Consider the following 15,454-nt stretch of genomic DNA (forward strand, 5'->3'; position numbering starts at 1 on the left):
CCGACGCGCTCGCGGGCGACTAACCTATAACTCGTGCTTCTGGCCATCGACACCTCCGCGGGTACCTCCGTCGCCATCGTCGACCCGTCGACCCGTGCCATCGTCATCGAGCGGTCGACTCCCGACACCATGAGACACGCCGAGGTCATCGGCACGCTGCTCGCCGAGGCCCTCTCGTTTGCGGGTATACGGCCCTCGGCTCTCGACGGTGTGGTCGTGGGAATGGGCCCCGGTCCGTTCACCGGCCTCAGGGTCGGCATCGCCGCCGCGCGCACCTTCGCCCTGGGGGCCGGCCTTCCGCTTCACCCCATGGTCAGCGCTGATGCCGTCGCCCGCCAGGAGGCGCTCACGGGCGCATCGGACACCGTCATGGTGGTCACCGATGCTCGCCGCAAAGAGGTCTTCTGGTCGCTGTACGACCTCTCGGCTGCCGAGCCGGTGCGTCTCGATGGGCCTGGGCTCGCCAAGCCCGATGCCCTTCCGCACTCCGACGCCCGAAGAGTGGATGCCGCGGAGATCCCCGCCGCCCAACTCGCGCTGGCGGCCGCGGGGCTCCTCGCAGCCGGACTCCCGCTCGCATCGGATGAGGCGCTCTACCTGCGCTCTCCCGACGTGACCATGCCATCCGGAATCAAACGGGTAACGCAGTGAGCTGGCAGCTGAGGCGAGCGGGTATCGACGATCTCGACGCGATCATGCAGATCGAGACGAGCGTGTTCACGACCGACGCGTGGACGTCGGATGCTATGCGCGCGGATCTGGCGAGCGCGCACTGCTACTACCTCGTCGCGCTTGGCGCCGACGATTCGCCGAACAGCGCGACGATCGCGGGCTACGCGGGTCTGCTTGCGCCCCGGGGAGCCAAGGAAGGCGATATTCAGACGATCGCCGTGGCGCCCGAAGCCCGGCGGCACGGTCTGGGCCGCGTGCTCATGACGAGTCTTATGAACGAAGCCAGGCGGCGGGGCGCTCGCGAGATCTTTCTCGAAGTGCGCGCCGACAACCCGAGTGCCGAGGCGTTGTACGCGTCGTTGGGCTTCGATCGACTCGGTGTGCGCCCCGGGTACTACCAGCCTGACAACGTCGATGCCATCGTGATGCGCGCCGCCGTCTCCGACTCCCAGACGCGCTGGGCCGGCATCGGCGACCCCGAGGAGATCGAATCGTGAACACTGACAATCCTCTCGTTCTCGGCATCGAGACGTCGTGCGACGAGACCGGCGTGGGAATCGTGCGGGGCGCCACCCTGCTCAGCAATACCATCGCGTCATCCATGGACGAGCACGCCCGCTACGGGGGAGTCGTGCCCGAGGTCGCCGCGCGGGCGCACCTCGAGGCCATGACACCTGCCATCACCTCGGCGCTCGCCGATGCGGGGGTCACCCTCGACGAGATCGACGCCATCGCGGTGACGAGCGGTCCCGGTCTCGCGGGAGCACTGATGGTCGGCGTTGGAGCCGCGAAGGCACTCGCGCTCGCCATCGAGAAGCCGATCTACGCGGTGAACCACCTGGTCGGACACGTCGGCGCCGACGTGCTGAGGGCGCCCCAGCAGGAGTCCGATGAATCGAGCGAGGTGGATGGCGGCCGGATTCAGTACCCCACGATCGCCCTGCTCGTCTCGGGCGGACACACCTCCCTTCTGCTGGTGCGCGATCTGGTCTCCGATGTCGAGCTTCTCGGTGAAACGATCGACGATGCGGCGGGGGAGGCCTTCGACAAGGTCGCACGCCTGCTCGGGCTGCCCTACCCCGGCGGGCCCGAGATCGATCGCGCGGCTGTCGGCGGCAACCCGAAAGCCATCCGATTCCCCCGCGGACTGAGTCTGCCTAAAGATCACGATGCCCACCGCTACGATTTCTCCTTCTCCGGGCTCAAGACCGCGGTCGCCCGCTGGGTCGAGAAGAAACAGGATGCGGGCGAGGAGGTGCCGCTTGCCGATGTCGCTGCCAGCTTCCGCGAGGCGGTCGTCGATGTCCTGATCACGAAGGCGCTCGCGGCCTGTGCAGAATACGGTGTGCCTCGACTTCTGCTCGGTGGTGGAGTCGTGGCGAACGCTCGCGTTCGCGAGGTCGCCGCCGTGCGGGCCGAGGCCGCAGGCGTGGCCCTGCGCATCCCACCGCTCAGTCTCTGCACCGACAACGGTGCGATGATCGCCGCCCTCGGCGCGCAGCTCATCATGGCGGGCCACGGGCCATCAGGGCTGGGCTTCGGGGCCGACTCGACTCTGCCGGTCACCGATATTCAGGTCGGATAGGCTCGGTCCATGTCGAGTCAGCCTGCCTACGCGCCATATTCGCCCGACCCTTCGGCGGTTCCTGCTGGCTTGCAGGCCGCGTCCCCTGTTCGCGAACGCCGCACGCTCAACATGCCGGCTCTCTTCTCTCTGATCACCGGGGTCTTGCTCATCTCGCCCGTCGCGATCGTTCTCGGCCACATCGGCATCGCACAGGTGAAACGACGTCGGCAGTCTGGCATGATCCTTGCGGTCGTCGGTCTCGTTCTCGGGTATCTGGGCTTGATCGCGACAATCGGTGCCCTGGTCGCTCTCGTGATGTTCGTCAATTCCGGCCCTACGCCGCAGACCACGTTCTAAGCCGATAGGCCCGATGAGCGGGGCCAATCGGGGTGTCCCGTAGATGTGGGTGACTGAGCTTCAGTAGTCTTATCCCATGACTGATCCCAATACCCCGTCGACCGAGGGCACGCCGTCGGTCCCGCCGCTGCCTCCTACGGCCCCGTCCACCCCGCCCGCACCCAGCTACGGTGCGCCGAGCGCTCCGTCGGCTCCGCCCGCCTACACGCCGCCCGCCGCTGAGCCGTCGACTCCGTCGTACGGGGCGCCCAGCTACCAGCAGGCTCCGCCGGCCAACCCCTACGCTCAGGCCCCGAACGCGGCTCCCTACGGACAGCCGTACTCGCCGGTCGCCTCGGCCCCGAAGACGCTCAGCCTCATCGGCATGATCGCCGGTATCCTCGGCCTGGTCATCTCGCTGTTCAGCGGCGGGTTCGGTCTGATCTTCTCTATCGGTGCAGTCGTTCTCGGATTCCTCGGCAAGAAGCGCGAACCGGCAGCCAAGGGCTTCTGGCTCACCGCGCTCATCACCGGTTTCGTCGGAATCGGCGTCACGTTGGTCTGGGTGATCATCTGGGTGCTCATCTTCGCTTCCGCGGCGGCTACGTCGAGCTACAACAGCTACTAAGCCCTCTCAACGAAACGCCCTCCGTCGCATGGCGGAGGGCGTTTCGTTCGTTAAGACGTCGGGTCTACACCCGTTCGGCGAGGATCGCGGTGTGGCGGCCTGCCACCCGGGTCATTACGAGAGTGGCCTCCGCATCTCCCGACAGCGACAGCCGTCGGCGAAGCGCGGCCGGGTCGATGTCGACGCCGCGCTTCTTGATCTCGAGGCGACCGATGCCGCGTCGACGCAATTCTTTCTTGAGCTTCGACTCGTCGGTCGGCAGGGTGTCGAGAACACGGAAGGCTGCGACGAACGGCGATGAGACGAGGTTGTCGGAGGTGAGATAGGCGATCTGCTCGCTCAGCATGTGAGCATCGAGAGAGCGGGCGAGGTCGCCGATCAGCCGAGCGCGGATCACCGATCCATCGGGCTCGTACAGATACGTTCCGAGTTCGGCCACGTCGGCGTCGACGCTGTCGCCCGCCGCGACCAGTTCGGCGCTGTTCCCGCCGCGCAGCACGAGGGCGCTGCGGGTGATGCCCGCACGGGCAAGGGCGCCGAACCACAGGCTGTTCTCCACCAGCTGGCCGTCCACCGAGATCCACTGCGCCTCCGCCTCGTCGGGGATGAGCTCGCGATCGAAGCCTGGCCCGAGCTTGACGCCCGTGGGCAGTGTGCGCGCCACACCGAAGGCGAAGTCGAGCGGCGGAGAATAGTCGCGCGGGTCGGTCAGACGACGCGTCTCGGAGTGCCCTGATGTGCGCCGCGCCGGGTCGAGGTAGACGGATTCGACGCCGGCGAGGTCGTATTCGGCTGCGTCTCGGAGGCTGACGGTGACATTCGTGAAGGGCGCCAGATTGTATGAGGCGATCGCTGCCGTCACCTCGTCGAGTTCGACGGCCTGCACCTCGAGGTCGAGAGCAGCGAAGGCGAGGGCGTCGGCTCCGATGCCGCAGCCCAGATCCGCGACGCTCCGGATGCCGGCGGCCTGGTATCGCCCGGCGTGCAGGGCGGCGACTCGCAGACGTGTGGCCTGTTCGAGGCCCGCTTCGGTGAACAGCATGCGCGAAGCGAACTCGCCGAATTTTGCCGTGGCCTTCGCCCGGAGCCGCGACTGTGTGAGCACCGCCGAGACGAGATCGGCTGGGTTGCCGTCGCGACGCAGATCGGCGACAGTCTTCACGATGTCGGTGGAATCGCTGTATTCGGGCAGTGAGTCGAGCAGCCGAAGGGCTGCCGAGGTCATCACAAGGCCGAGCTCGTCTTTGTTCATTCGCTGCGCCTGTTCACCCAGTCAGCCTAGACGGCAGTCGGTGCCGAGTCGGGTGCCACGACGGTTGGCACTCGGATTGACCGAGTGCCAGTTCACCCCCTAAACTCGACTTAGCACTCTCGGTGTGAGTGTGCTAATCAGACGTGAAGAAAGAAGAGGTCAACCGTGTCGGTCTCCATCAAGCCGCTCGAGGATCGCATCGTCATCCGCCAGGTCGAGGCGGAGCAGACCACAGCCTCGGGCCTGGTCATTCCTGACACTGCTAAAGAGAAGCCCCAGGAGGGCGAGGTCGTGGCCGTGGGCCCCGGTCGCGTAGACGACAATGGCAACCGCGTTCCGATCGACGTCGCTGTGGGCGACAAGGTCATCTACTCCAAGTACGGCGGAACCGAGGTCAAGTACGGCGGAGAAGACCTTCTCGTGCTGTCGGCTCGCGACGTGCTCGCCGTCGTGGTTCGCTGAACCTAGACAAACAGACAAAGACCCGGGTGGCTCTGCCATCCGGGTCTTTTTTGTCGCCAGAGCCATTCGGGTAGTCCAGCCCGGAGGTAGCATTCATCAGTGTCTCGCCCCGTCGTCCCTGCCGTCTCAGCCCCCGCCTCCGGTGACCAGCCGTCGCGTTCGGGCATCCTCTACGCCATAGGCGCCTATACGATGTGGGGTTTCCTCCCCGCCTACTTCCTCCTGCTTCTGCCTTCCGGTCCCTTCGAGATCGTGGCAGTGCGCATCTTCTTCTCGCTCGCTTTCTGCGTGGTGATCATCACAGCGACCCGCGCCTGGCCGGCTTTCATCGCCATCGTGCGGCAGCCTCGTCTGCTCTTCACGATGGGCCTCGCCGGCCTGCTGATCTACGTCAACTGGCAGACCTATGTGATCGGCGCCACGAGTGGCAATGTCGTCGAGACAGCACTCGGCTACTTCATCAATCCGATCGTCACGATCCTGCTCGGCGTCGTCATTCTCGGAGAACGACTGCGCGTGGTGCAGTGGGTCGCCCTCGGCATCAGTGTGGTCGCCGTCGGCGTGCTGACAGTGGGCTTCGGATCCGTTCCGTGGATCGCCCTGATTCTGGCCTTCTCGTTCGGACTGTACGGCTTCGTCAAGAAGCGCATCGGCCCCGTGGTCGACCCGGTGTCGGGACTCACCCTCGAGACGTTGTGGCTTCTCCCGGTCGCCGCCGTGCAAACGGTCATCGTCTCTGCCACCCCGGCGGGGCTCGCCTTCGGCTCCTCGGGCACCGTGCACGTCGTTCTGATGGTCGGTGCGGGGGTCATCACCGCGGTTCCGCTGCTGCTCTTCGCATCGGCGGCGAAGAGGCTTCCGCTCATCTATATGGGGTTCATCCAATACATCGCACCGATCCTGCAATTCCTCTTCGGGGTCTTCATCATGCGAGAGCCGATGCCGCTCGAGCGGTGGGTTGGATTCGGGCTCGTCTGGCTCGCACTGATCGCGCTCACAATCGACATGGTCAGAACGAGCCGATCGGGGCGGATGCCTGTCGCTGAGCCGGTCTGACGGGGCAAAGGTAACGATTGGGTCGCGTTACACGCCCGTAACAGGAATGTATTGTCGGTGCGACTTTGGGCCGTTAGCTTTACAGGACGGCCAACTTCGTTACGCCGTGCACCACAAAACAATCACATTCAAGGAGCATCATGGGCGTATTCGCCAAGACCGGTTCCCGGTCGCTGAAGACCACCCTCGGTGGCGCGGCCATTCTGGGAATCAGCGCGCTCGTTCTCGTCGGCTGCTCGAGCGGCTCGACCAGCGGCGGCAGCGACTCCGGTGACCTGTCCCTCAAGATCGGCACGATTCTTCCGCAGACCGGTACGCTCGCCGTGCTCGGCCCGCCCGAGATCGCGGGCGTCGACCTTGCCGCGAAAGACATCAACGATGCCAAGGCCGGCATCTCGATCGACGTCACGCAGAAGGACTCGGGCGACACCACGACCGACATCGCAACGCAGTCGGCCACCTCGCTCATCGCCGACGGTGTCTCCGCCGTCATCGGTGCGGCCTCCTCGGGCGTCTCGAAGACGTTCATCGATCAGGTCACCCAGGCCGGTGTCGTTCAGATCTCGCCCGCCAACACCTCGCCCGACTTCACGTCGTACGAAGACGACGGATACTACTGGCGCACCGCCCCGTCCGACGTTCTCCAGGGTCGTATCCTCGGAAACAAGATCGTCAAGGACGGCAAGACCAACGTCTCGATCCTCTACATGAACGACGCCTACGGCACCGGTCTTGAGAAGAACGTCAAGGAGGCCCTCGAGGCCGGCGGAGCGAAGGTCGGCGCAGAAGAGACCTTCGAGCCGGCTTCCACCGACTTCAACTCGGCGCTCACGAGCGTTCTCGCCACCGACCCCGACGCGCTGGTCGTCATCTCGTTCGACGAGATCAAGACCATCGCCGAGCAGCTCGCAGCCAAGGGCTTCGACTTCTCGAAGCTCTACGGAGCTGACGGAAACTACGGCGTGATCACCGACAAGGACACCAACGTCGACATCGCCGGCGCGCAGTTCACCAACCCCGGTGTCGAGGCCAAGGCCGAGTTCCAGGAGAAGCTGCAGGCACTCGTCAAGGATCAGGGCAGCGACCCGCTGACCGTGTTCAGCTACGCGGCCGAGTCCTACGACGCGACAACGCTGCTGGCTCTGGCCTCCCTTCAGGGCGGCGCGACCGACGGCGCGACCATCAAGGACAACCTGCAGGCGGTCTCTGAAAAGGGCACCAAGTGCGAGTCGTTCAAGGACTGCGCCAAGCTGATCAAGGACGGCACTGACATCGACTACGACGGCATCTCCGGTCCGATCACCTTCGACAAGAACGGTGACCCGACCGAGGCCTACGTCTCGATCTACAAGTACTCGACCGGCAACAAGACGTCGTTCGAAGAGCAGGTCTTCGGCAAGCTCGACTAATTCCTCGAAGAGGAGTAGCGAGGGGCTCGGTCTTCGGACCGGGCCCCTTCGTTTATGCTTCAGGACGCCTCAGAGGCGTCGTCGTCAGCTCCAGCGACAGAAGTCATGAGCGATGTAGTCGTAGATCTGGCCGCGCACTGCGTCGCTGACGCCCACGTAGAACGTGCCGGTGCCGCCCTGACTCGTCGAGACCTGTACCGGAAAGAACGTTCCGCGCTTGTCTTCAGCGACCGTGTGCGTGTTGCAGTTGTTCGGCACGATGTCGAGCGTGACCAGGGCGGGATCACTCTGAGCAGAGAACGTTTTGCCCACCGGCCAGAAGTCGGTCGCGGGCGGCCTGATCAGCACGGTGCGCCCGAGTGATTCCACCGTCACTGTTCCAGCCGCGCCCGATGATGCGCGAGGCGTGATCGCGACGTCGAGCTGGGCGGTCGGGGTGCCGGCGACATCCACCACGCGCAGCGTTTCAGACGGCACGATGTCGACGATCGAGAGGGTGGTCTCCTCGAGGCAGTCTTGCGCGTGCACGCGCGCGATGGCGCCGAAGGCGTCGCCGGGCGTCACGACGGCCTCTCCGGACTGCCCATCCGGCATCCGAAACTGGAGCCTCACACGAGTGTCTTCAGCTGTTCCTGGGGCGCACACGGTGTCTTCGAGCGTCACCTTCAGGTCGCGCGTCACGCCCGTCGGTATTTCCGAGCTGCGCTCCGTCGACGTGTCCGCCGCGAAGACGGCGCTCTCCAGGGTCGCGCGGGTGACCGTGATCTCGTCCTCGCCGTCGTTGGTGACGGAGATCTCGAGGCGCCGGGGGCCGTAGTCGTCGCGATTCTGATGGATGCCGACGGTCACACCATCGGGGAGCGCCTCGAGCGGCGGTGCTGCCTGGCACGCGGAGAGGCCCAGCACCCCGGCCGCCACGACGCCCGAGAGGGCGATGCGTGGGCCTCGGGTACTGGGCCTCTTCATGGTGCGGGTCGTCAGCCACCCACCGTCGGCGTCGAGGTGGTGACCTCGTTCGTCGTGGCGAGAGTGCCGAGGTAGAGCTCGATGACCTTGGGGTCATTCATCAGTTCGCGGCCAGGGCCCTCGTACGCGTCCTTGCCCTGATCGAGCACGTAGCCGCGATCACAGATCTGTAGCGCGCGACGGGCATTCTGCTCGACGATCATGATCGAGACGCCGGCACGGTTGATGCGCTGCACGTTCACGAAGGTCTCGTCCTGGCGCATGGGGGAGAGGCCTGCACTCGGCTCATCGAGGAGGAGCATGCTCGGGTCCATCATCAGTGCCCTCGACATGGCGACCATCTGCCGCTCGCCTCCCGAGAGAGACCCGGCGCGCTGCTTGAGTCGCTTCGACAGCTCGGGAAACAGATCTTCGACGAACGCTAGACGTGTCTTGAAGAGTTTGGGCTTCTGATACATGCCCATCTCGAGGTTCTCTTCGATGGTGAGCGAGGGAAAGACGTTGTTGTTCTGAGGCACGAAGCCCACGCCCTTGGAGACCAGCTTGTCTGCCTTCAGCCCGGTGATGTCCTCACCGTTCAGTTCGACGGAGCCGCTGCGGATGTTCACGAGGCCGAAGATCGCCTTGAGCAGTGTGGACTTGCCGGCACCGTTGGGGCCGATGATGCCGACGAGCTCCCCGCGCTTCACATAGACGTTGGAGCCGTTGAGGATGTTCACGCCTGGAACGTATCCGGCGAAGAGCTCCTTGGTGACGAGGACGCGATCGGTCTCGGTGCTCACTTTTTTTCCTCTCCGTCGACCGGGGTCGACGCGGCATCGGTGCTGTGCGCGGGCTCGTGGGTCGGCACGGCTATGCCGGCCGCCTCCGCATCCTGTTCCACCTCGGAGCGGATCAGGTCGGATTCCATCTCCTCCGCCACCTCGAGCTGGCCCTCGATGGTGCCGAGGTCGCTCGCGTGGTGGGCGCCGAGGTAGGCATCGATCACGGCGGGATCGGACATCACGGTAGACGGGGGGCCTTCGGCTACGACCTTGCCCTCCGCCATCACGACCACCCAGTCGGCGATCGTGTTGACCATGTGCATGTCGTGCTCGACGAAGAGCACGGTCATGCCCTCGTCTTTCAGGTTGACGATGTGTCCCAACAGCGACTGGGTGAGTGCTGGGTTGACCCCGGCCATCGGCTCATCGAGCATCACCAGTTCGGGGCTCGACATCAGAGCGCGGGCCATTTCGAGCAGCTTCTTCTGCCCGCCGGACAGGCTCGACGCGTAGTCGTCTTTCTTGGTGTCGAGCTTGAACTTGGCCAACAGCTGCATCGCACGCTCGGTGATCTCATCTTCTTTGGCCTTCCACAGCGGCTTGAAGAGAGAGATGAAGATGTTCTCCCCGCCCTGCTTCGTGGCGCCCAGACGCATGTTCTCGAGAACGGTCATTCCGCTCAGCGCCTTCGTGAGCTGGAACGTGCGAACCATGCCCATGCGGGAGACCTTGAATGCCGGAACACCCGCGAGGCTCTTGCCTTTGAACGTCCAGTTGCCCGTGTTCGGCTTGTCGAAGCCGGTGAGCAGGTTGAAGAACGTCGTCTTGCCGGCGCCGTTCGGGCCGATGAGAGCGGTGATCGAACCACGCGGGATCTCGAGGTGGGCCACGTCGACGGCCGTGAGACCGCCGAAGCGACGGCTCACTGCGTGCGCGACGACGATGGGGTCTTTCTTCTTGACGCCCGGAACGATCACATCGTCTGTGATGTCGGATACGAGAGTTTTTTCAGGCAAAGTGCAGATCCTTCTTCTTGCCGAAGATTCCTTGCGGACGGAATATCACGAGGAGCATCAGAGCGACGCCGACGATGATGAATCGGATCGGACCGGTCTGGGTCGTCGTGAGCGGGAGGACTCCGGCTTCGATGCCGAGGCTGAGGAGCCCGTCGGTGAGCGACAGTGTGACCCAGAAGAGTATCGATCCCACGACCGGCCCGAAGACGGTCGCTGCTCCACCGAGCAGCATGATCGTGTAGAGGAAGAACGTCAGCTGGGTGCCGTAGTTATCGGGTTGTAGAGACCGCGGCAGGATGAAGACGACTCCGGCAAGACCACCGAGCACGCCACCGAGGATCAGCGCCTGGATCTTGTAGGAGAAGACGTTCTTGCCGAGCGAGCGCACGGCGTCTTCGTCTTCGCGGATACCCATGATGACCCGGCCCCACGGACTGCGCATCAGAAGGAAGACGAGCAGACAGGCGAGCGCGACGAGGCCCCAGCCCACGATGCGGACCCACCACTGGTCCTGGTTGTAGACCAGGGGAGTGCCCATCAGGCCCCATCGGCCCTCGGGAAGGGGATTCACGTCGTTGAACGCGCGGGCTGCGCCGTTGATGCCCTCCGAACCGCCCGTGACGTCGGAGAACTCCGGCGTCTTCACGGATAGCCGGATGATCTCCGCGGCAGCGATGGTCACGATACTCAGATAGTCAGCCCTGAGTCTCAGCGTGGGTATACCGAGGATGAGAGCGAAGACGGTGGCCGCCAGGATAGCGGCGAGGAACGACGCCCACAGCGGCCAATCGTAGATGACCGATGTGATCGCGAACGCGTAGCCGCCGACGGCCATGAAGCCCGCCTGCCCGAAGTTGAGGAGGCCGGTGAAACCGAAGTGGATCACGAGGCCGATCGTGGCCAAGGCGTATGCCGCCACGGTGGGGTCGAATATCTGCCCGATTGTGAGCCAGATGAAATTGCCGTTCATAAGGACCTTCCCTAGCCGACGCGCTCTTTACGGCCCAGGATGCCCTGGGGCCGAACGAGCAGGATGATGATCATGAGCACGAGCGGGGCGACGAACTTGAGGTTCTCCGGGATCCAGAGCGTCGACAGGTTCATGATGAGGCCGATGATCACGGCTCCCACGAGCGCGCCATAGGCCGAACCGAGGCCACCGAGTGTGATCGCCGCGAAGATCAGCAGCAGGATCGACGCTCCGGTGTCCCAGCGGAGCGACTGGTAGTAACCCACGTAGACGCCGGCCAGAGCTGCGAGCGCACCCGAACCGACCCACACGACTCGAATGACCCGCTCGACGTTGATGCCCGAGGCCGAGGCCAGGGCACGGTTGTCGGACACGGCGCGCATGGCCTTGCCGATCTTGGTCTTCGTGAGCACCAGAGCAACACCCAGGATGACGACGATCGCTATGACCGCGCCCGCCACGTCGGTGAACTTCAGGCTGACCGACCCGATCACGAGGAAGGGCTTCGTGCTGTTGGGAAGGGTGAGACGGTCGGGCCCGAAGAGAAGAACGAACACGTAGCGCAGCGCGAGCGAGAGTCCGATGGTGACGATCATCATCGGGATCAGACCGAGGCCGCGCTTGCGGAGAGGCCGCCAGATGCCGGCATCCTGCGCCCATCCGAACAGCCCGCCGAGGATCATCGCCGCAGGGATCGCGATGACGGCCGGCAGCCCCATGACTCCGGAGAACAGGTAGGCCATCAGAGCGCCGAAGGTCACCAGCTCGCCGTGGGCGAAGTTGTTGAGTCCTGTCGTTCCATAGATAAGGGATGCACCGATGGCCGCGAGTGCGATCAGCAGACCGAAGATCAGGCCGGTGACCAGCTGCGGCCAGAATCGCAGCCAGAAGGTGTCGACCGTGACCGGAGCGGTCGTGGTGCCCGCTCCAGCGTCGCCGGTCGCGCCGGGCGTCGGCGTGGAGGTCGACTCGTCGGAGGGGGCGGCGACCGCGCCCTTCGCGTTGTCGGGCGACAGGAAGAAGATGGCGGGCACCTCTGTATTGCCCTCGAACACCTCGACCTTTGCCGGGTTCGTCGACGGGCGTGGATAGCCGGTCTCGGCCGGGAGGGCGTCTTCGTCGATGGTGACCGTGTAGGTACCGGGTTCACTTACGGGGATGACGGCCTTGCCGTCTGCGCCGGTGACCCCCGTTTCAGCGCCGCCATCGCCGTCGACGCTGATCGAAACGTTTGGCACACCGACTTTGTCTGCGTCGGTGCGCACCCAGACCAGGATCGATTGCTCGGTTGCGGTGGATGTGGAAGCGGTCGTCTCAGCAGCTGATGCGCCGAGGGCGGATCCTCCGAGGACGACGGATAGACAGAGAACGACAGACGCGATGAGCATCGCGATCAATCGAGCCGACTGCCCGGGTCTTATGCCAGCGAGCAAGGGTGCACCTCCTGTGGGAAGCCTCGGACGTATCCGGGCTCCGTATCTATGGTCGAGCGACGTTGCTAGAACATAGCGCCCGTTTGTTGCCTCCATGTTTCGACGGAGAAGAAACCTCGGGGCGCGCAGGTACTTTCTTACACCGGAATAACGCGGGCGCCTAACCGTTACTCTGGACAAGAGATTTTTTCCTACGAGGCGAGGTGTCATTTGGACCAGGCGGATCCCTTTGGTTTTATCGGATTGACGTATGACGACGTGATGCTCCTGCCGGGCCACACCGACGTCATTCCGAGCGAGGCGGACACCTCATCGAGGCTGACACGTCGCATCGAAGTCTCGACCCCTCTCCTCAGCGCGGCGATGGACACTGTCACCGAGTCGCGCATGGCCGTCGCCATGGCCAGGCAGGGCGGCCTCGGCATCCTGCATCGCAATCTGTCGATCGCCGATCAGGCGAGCCAGGTCGATCTCGTCAAGCGCAGCGAATCAGGCATGGTGACCGATCCCGTCACCACCACAGCCGACGCGACCGTCGCCGAGGTCGATGCGCTCTGCGGTCACTTCCGTGTCTCGGGTCTGCCTGTCGTCGACCAGGCCGGCGTTCTCGTCGGAATCATCACGAATCGCGATATGCGCTTCGTCTCGCCGTTCGAGAAGGCCACCACTCTGGTTCGCGACGTGATGACGAAGGCTCCTCTCATCACGGGGCGCCAGGGCATCGACCCCGACGACGCCATTGCGATCTTCGCTCAGCACAAGATCGAGAAGCTGCCCATCGTCGACGAGCAGGGCCGACTCACCGGTCTCATCACGGTCAAGGACTTCGACAAGAGCGAGAAGTACCCGAACGCGACCAAAGACCCGGCGGGCCGCCTGCGTGTCGGCGCTGCCATCGGATTCTTCGGCGATGCGTGGCAGCGAGCCACGAGCCTGCTCGAAGCGGGCGTCGACGTGATCGTTGTCGACACCGCCAATGGCGACAGTGCCGGAGTGCTCGACATCATCCGTCGTCTGAAGCGCGACAGCGCCTTCGAGGCCGTCGACATCATCGGCGGCAACGTCGCGACCCGCTCCGGCGCCCAGGCGCTCGTGGATGCCGGTGCCGACGCGATCAAGGTCGGTGTCGGTCCGGGGTCGATCTGCACCACGCGCGTCGTCGCGGGTGTGGGCGTGCCGCAGGTGACGGCCGTCTACGAAGCATCGCTGGCGGCCAAGCCGCACGGCATCCCGGTGATCGCCGACGGCGGCCTGCAGTACTCGGGCGACATCGCCAAGGCCCTGGTCGCCGGTGCCGACACGGTAATGCTCGGATCGCTTCTCGCCGGCTGCGACGAGAGCCCGGGCGATCTCGTGTTCGTCAATGGCAAGCAGTACAAGAACTACCGGGGCATGGGCTCGCTCGGCGCACTGCAGACGCGCGGTGAGAAGACGTCGTACTCCAAAGACCGGTACTTCCAGTCAGACGTACCGAGCGACGACAAGCTCATCGCCGAAGGCATCGAAGGCCAGGTTCCCTACCGGGGTCCTCTGGCCAGCGTCGCCTACCAGCTCGCCGGAGGTCTTCGCCAGTCGATGTTCTATACGGGTGCACGCACGATCGCCGAACTCAAAGAGAAGGGGCGCTTCGTGCGGATCACGGCAGCGGGCCTCAAGGAGTCGCACCCCCACGATGTGCAGATGGTCGTCGAGGCGCCGAACTACCGCAGGTAGCCTCTCGCTCGACCGGTAGGGTTGTCGGGTGAGTATGGAAATCGAAATCGGCCGCAACAAGCGGGGCCGTCGCGTCTACGCATTCGACGACATCGCGGTGGTGCCCTCGCGGCGCACCCGCGACCCGCAGGATGTCTCGATCAACTGGACGATCGACGCCTATCACTTCGAGATGCCCGTGCTGGCGGCGCCCATGGATTCCGTGGTCTCACCGGCCACGGCCATCCGTATGGGGCAGCTCGGAGGCCTCGGGGTGCTCGACCTCGAGGGCGTGTGGACACGCTATGAGAACCCCGAGCCGATCCTCGAAGAGATCCGTTCGCTCGATGCGGCAACGTCCACGGCGCGCATGCGCGAGATCTACGCCGAGCCGATCAAACCCGAACTCGTCACGGCCCGCCTCGCCGAGATCCGGGCCGCGGGCGTCACCGTCGCTGCCGCCCTGTCGCCGCAACGCACGCAGGAGCTCTACGAGACGGTCGTCGCCGCGGGCGTCGACCTCTTCGTGATCCGTGGAACGACCGTGTCGGCGGAGCACGTCTCGAAGAGCACCGAACCGCTCAACCTCAAGAAGTTCATCTACGAGCTCGACGTTCCTGTCATCGTCGGAGGTGCCGCGACCTACACGGCCGCTCTGCACCTCATGCGCACCGGCGCTGCCGGAGTGCTCGTCGGTTTCGGCGGGGGAGCCGCCTCGACCACCCGAGCAACCCTCGGCATCCACGCCCCCATGGCCACCGCTGTCGCCGATGTCGCCGGTGCACGCCGCGACTACATGGACGAGTCGGGCGGACGCTACGTGCACGTCATCGCCGATGGTGGCCTCGGCACCTCGGGCGACATCGTGAAGGCCATCTCGGTCGGCGCAGACGCTGTGATGCTGGGCACCGCCCTGGCTCGCGCGACAGACGCGCCCGGTGGCGGCTACCACTGGGGCAGCGAGGCTCATCACACTCAGCTTCCCCGCGGCAACCGGGTGCACGTCGGCCAGGTCGCGCCGCTCGAGGAGATCCTCAACGGTCCGTCGCCCGTCGCCGACGGAACGGCCAACCTCATGGGTGCGCTTCGACGCTCGATGGCGACGACGGGATACTCCGACCTCAAGGAATTCCAGCGCATCGACGTGGTCGTCGCGCCGTATCTCGCCCACTGATCGATAGCCTCCGGGTAAACTGAGGCCACCGATTCTCTATGACGAGGAGGCCTGAAA

16 protein-coding genes are annotated in these 15,454 nt (G+C 64.8%); 10 read left to right on the forward strand and 6 right to left on the reverse strand.

What is annotated here, in order from left to right:
• The first annotated feature begins 33 nt into the window (after nucleotides 1–33).
• The 5 genes from tsaB (at nucleotide 34) to B9Y86_RS08730 (ending at nucleotide 3,203) form a co-directional block, all read left to right on the forward strand.
• Nucleotides 34–651, forward strand: coding sequence for a tRNA (adenosine(37)-N6)-threonylcarbamoyltransferase complex dimerization subunit type 1 TsaB (gene tsaB / locus B9Y86_RS08710; RefSeq protein ID WP_085484922.1), 618 nt, complete (start codon nucleotides 34–36; stop codon nucleotides 649–651).
• Complete coding sequence (rimI, locus tag B9Y86_RS08715; RefSeq protein ID WP_085484924.1) at nucleotides 648–1,169, forward strand: ribosomal protein S18-alanine N-acetyltransferase; 522 nt, start codon at nucleotides 648–650, stop codon at nucleotides 1,167–1,169. The genes tsaB and rimI overlap by 4 nt, the downstream gene beginning before the upstream one ends.
• On the forward strand, nucleotides 1,166–2,257 hold the full coding sequence (gene tsaD, locus B9Y86_RS08720; protein WP_085484926.1) for a tRNA (adenosine(37)-N6)-threonylcarbamoyltransferase complex transferase subunit TsaD: 1,092 nt from the start codon (nucleotides 1,166–1,168) through the stop codon (nucleotides 2,255–2,257). Before rimI ends, tsaD begins: the two co-directional genes overlap by 4 nt.
• 9 nt (nucleotides 2,258–2,266) lie before the next feature.
• Nucleotides 2,267–2,596: a DUF4190 domain-containing protein gene (locus B9Y86_RS08725; protein ID WP_085484928.1), complete on the forward strand. Its 330-nt coding sequence runs from the start codon at nucleotides 2,267–2,269 to the stop codon at nucleotides 2,594–2,596.
• A gap of 76 nt (nucleotides 2,597–2,672) precedes the next feature.
• A complete protein-coding gene (locus B9Y86_RS08730; RefSeq protein WP_085484930.1) occupies nucleotides 2,673–3,203 on the forward strand; it encodes a DUF4190 domain-containing protein in 531 nt (176 codons plus the stop codon).
• 64 nt (nucleotides 3,204–3,267) lie between these two features.
• Here B9Y86_RS08730 and B9Y86_RS08735 read toward each other — a convergent pair whose 3' ends face one another.
• On the reverse strand, nucleotides 3,268–4,455 hold the full coding sequence (locus B9Y86_RS08735; protein ID WP_085484932.1) for a THUMP-like domain-containing protein: 1,188 nt from the start codon (nucleotides 4,453–4,455) through the stop codon (nucleotides 3,268–3,270).
• A gap of 165 nt (nucleotides 4,456–4,620) precedes the next feature.
• Between B9Y86_RS08735 and groES the strand changes: the two genes are divergently transcribed.
• The 3 genes from groES (at nucleotide 4,621) to B9Y86_RS08750 (ending at nucleotide 7,382) form a co-directional block, all read left to right on the forward strand.
• Nucleotides 4,621–4,917, forward strand: coding sequence for a co-chaperone GroES (gene groES / locus B9Y86_RS08740; protein WP_044440065.1), 297 nt, complete (start codon nucleotides 4,621–4,623; stop codon nucleotides 4,915–4,917).
• Nucleotides 4,918–5,016: 99 nt separating this feature from the next.
• Nucleotides 5,017–5,973: an EamA family transporter RarD gene (gene rarD, locus B9Y86_RS08745; protein WP_244894686.1), complete on the forward strand. Its 957-nt coding sequence runs from the start codon at nucleotides 5,017–5,019 to the stop codon at nucleotides 5,971–5,973.
• A gap of 140 nt (nucleotides 5,974–6,113) precedes the next feature.
• Complete coding sequence (locus tag B9Y86_RS08750; RefSeq protein WP_085484934.1) at nucleotides 6,114–7,382, forward strand: ABC transporter substrate-binding protein; 1,269 nt, start codon at nucleotides 6,114–6,116, stop codon at nucleotides 7,380–7,382.
• Nucleotides 7,383–7,466: 84 nt separating this feature from the next.
• On the opposite strand, the gene B9Y86_RS08755 is transcribed toward B9Y86_RS08750, so the two are convergent.
• From B9Y86_RS08755 to B9Y86_RS08775, 5 genes are read right to left on the reverse strand one after another with little or no spacing between them, the layout of a single operon-like run.
• Entirely contained in the window at nucleotides 7,467–8,348 is an 882-nt protein-coding gene (locus B9Y86_RS08755; protein ID WP_085484936.1) for a hypothetical protein, read from the reverse strand.
• 11 nt (nucleotides 8,349–8,359) lie between these two features.
• On the reverse strand, nucleotides 8,360–9,130 hold the full coding sequence (locus B9Y86_RS08760) for an ABC transporter ATP-binding protein (RefSeq protein ID WP_085484938.1): 771 nt from the start codon (nucleotides 9,128–9,130) through the stop codon (nucleotides 8,360–8,362).
• Entirely contained in the window at nucleotides 9,127–10,128 is a 1,002-nt protein-coding gene (locus tag B9Y86_RS08765; RefSeq protein ID WP_085484940.1) for an ABC transporter ATP-binding protein, read from the reverse strand. Before B9Y86_RS08765 ends, B9Y86_RS08760 begins: the two co-directional genes overlap by 4 nt.
• A complete protein-coding gene (locus B9Y86_RS08770) occupies nucleotides 10,121–11,098 on the reverse strand; it encodes a branched-chain amino acid ABC transporter permease (RefSeq protein ID WP_085484942.1) in 978 nt (325 codons plus the stop codon). Before B9Y86_RS08770 ends, B9Y86_RS08765 begins: the two co-directional genes overlap by 8 nt.
• An 11-nt stretch (nucleotides 11,099–11,109) precedes the next feature.
• A complete protein-coding gene (locus tag B9Y86_RS08775) occupies nucleotides 11,110–12,486 on the reverse strand; it encodes a branched-chain amino acid ABC transporter permease (RefSeq protein WP_085484944.1) in 1,377 nt (458 codons plus the stop codon).
• Between the two features lie 255 nt (nucleotides 12,487–12,741).
• On the opposite strand from B9Y86_RS08775, the gene guaB reads away from it, so the two are divergent.
• A complete protein-coding gene (guaB, locus tag B9Y86_RS08780) occupies nucleotides 12,742–14,244 on the forward strand; it encodes an IMP dehydrogenase (RefSeq protein ID WP_085484946.1) in 1,503 nt (500 codons plus the stop codon).
• Nucleotides 14,245–14,278: 34 nt separating this feature from the next.
• The gene (locus tag B9Y86_RS08785) at nucleotides 14,279–15,397 is read left to right on the forward strand and encodes a GuaB3 family IMP dehydrogenase-related protein (RefSeq protein WP_085484948.1); all 1,119 of its coding nucleotides are present in this window, start codon (nucleotides 14,279–14,281) and stop codon (nucleotides 15,395–15,397) included.
• Nucleotides 15,398–15,454 lie beyond the last annotated feature (57 nt).

The sequence above is a fragment of the Agreia pratensis genome (genome assembly GCF_900177685.1).
In the GTDB taxonomy this organism is placed as follows: Bacteria; Actinomycetota; Actinomycetes; order Actinomycetales; family Microbacteriaceae; genus Agreia; species Agreia pratensis.

Bases quoted from the DNA above. Each gene is read 5' to 3' on its own strand.
- B9Y86_RS08725 (WP_085484928.1), top strand. From the start codon at position 2,267: ATGTCGAGTCAGCCTGCCTACGCGCCATATTCGCCCGACCCTTCGGCG.
- B9Y86_RS08730 (WP_085484930.1), top strand. From the start codon at position 2,673: ATGACTGATCCCAATACCCCGTCGACCGAGGGCACGCCGTCGGTCCCG.
- B9Y86_RS08735 (WP_085484932.1), bottom strand. From the start codon at position 4,455: ATGAACAAAGACGAGCTCGGCCTTGTGATGACCTCGGCAGCCCTTCGG.
- B9Y86_RS08750 (WP_085484934.1), top strand. From the start codon at position 6,114: ATGGGCGTATTCGCCAAGACCGGTTCCCGGTCGCTGAAGACCACCCTC.
- B9Y86_RS08755 (WP_085484936.1), bottom strand. From the start codon at position 8,348: ATGAAGAGGCCCAGTACCCGAGGCCCACGCATCGCCCTCTCGGGCGTC.
- B9Y86_RS08770 (WP_085484942.1), bottom strand. From the start codon at position 11,098: ATGAACGGCAATTTCATCTGGCTCACAATCGGGCAGATATTCGACCCC.
- B9Y86_RS08775 (WP_085484944.1), bottom strand. From the start codon at position 12,486: ATGCTCATCGCGTCTGTCGTTCTCTGTCTATCCGTCGTCCTCGGAGGA.
- B9Y86_RS08785 (WP_085484948.1), top strand. From the start codon at position 14,279: ATGGAAATCGAAATCGGCCGCAACAAGCGGGGCCGTCGCGTCTACGCA.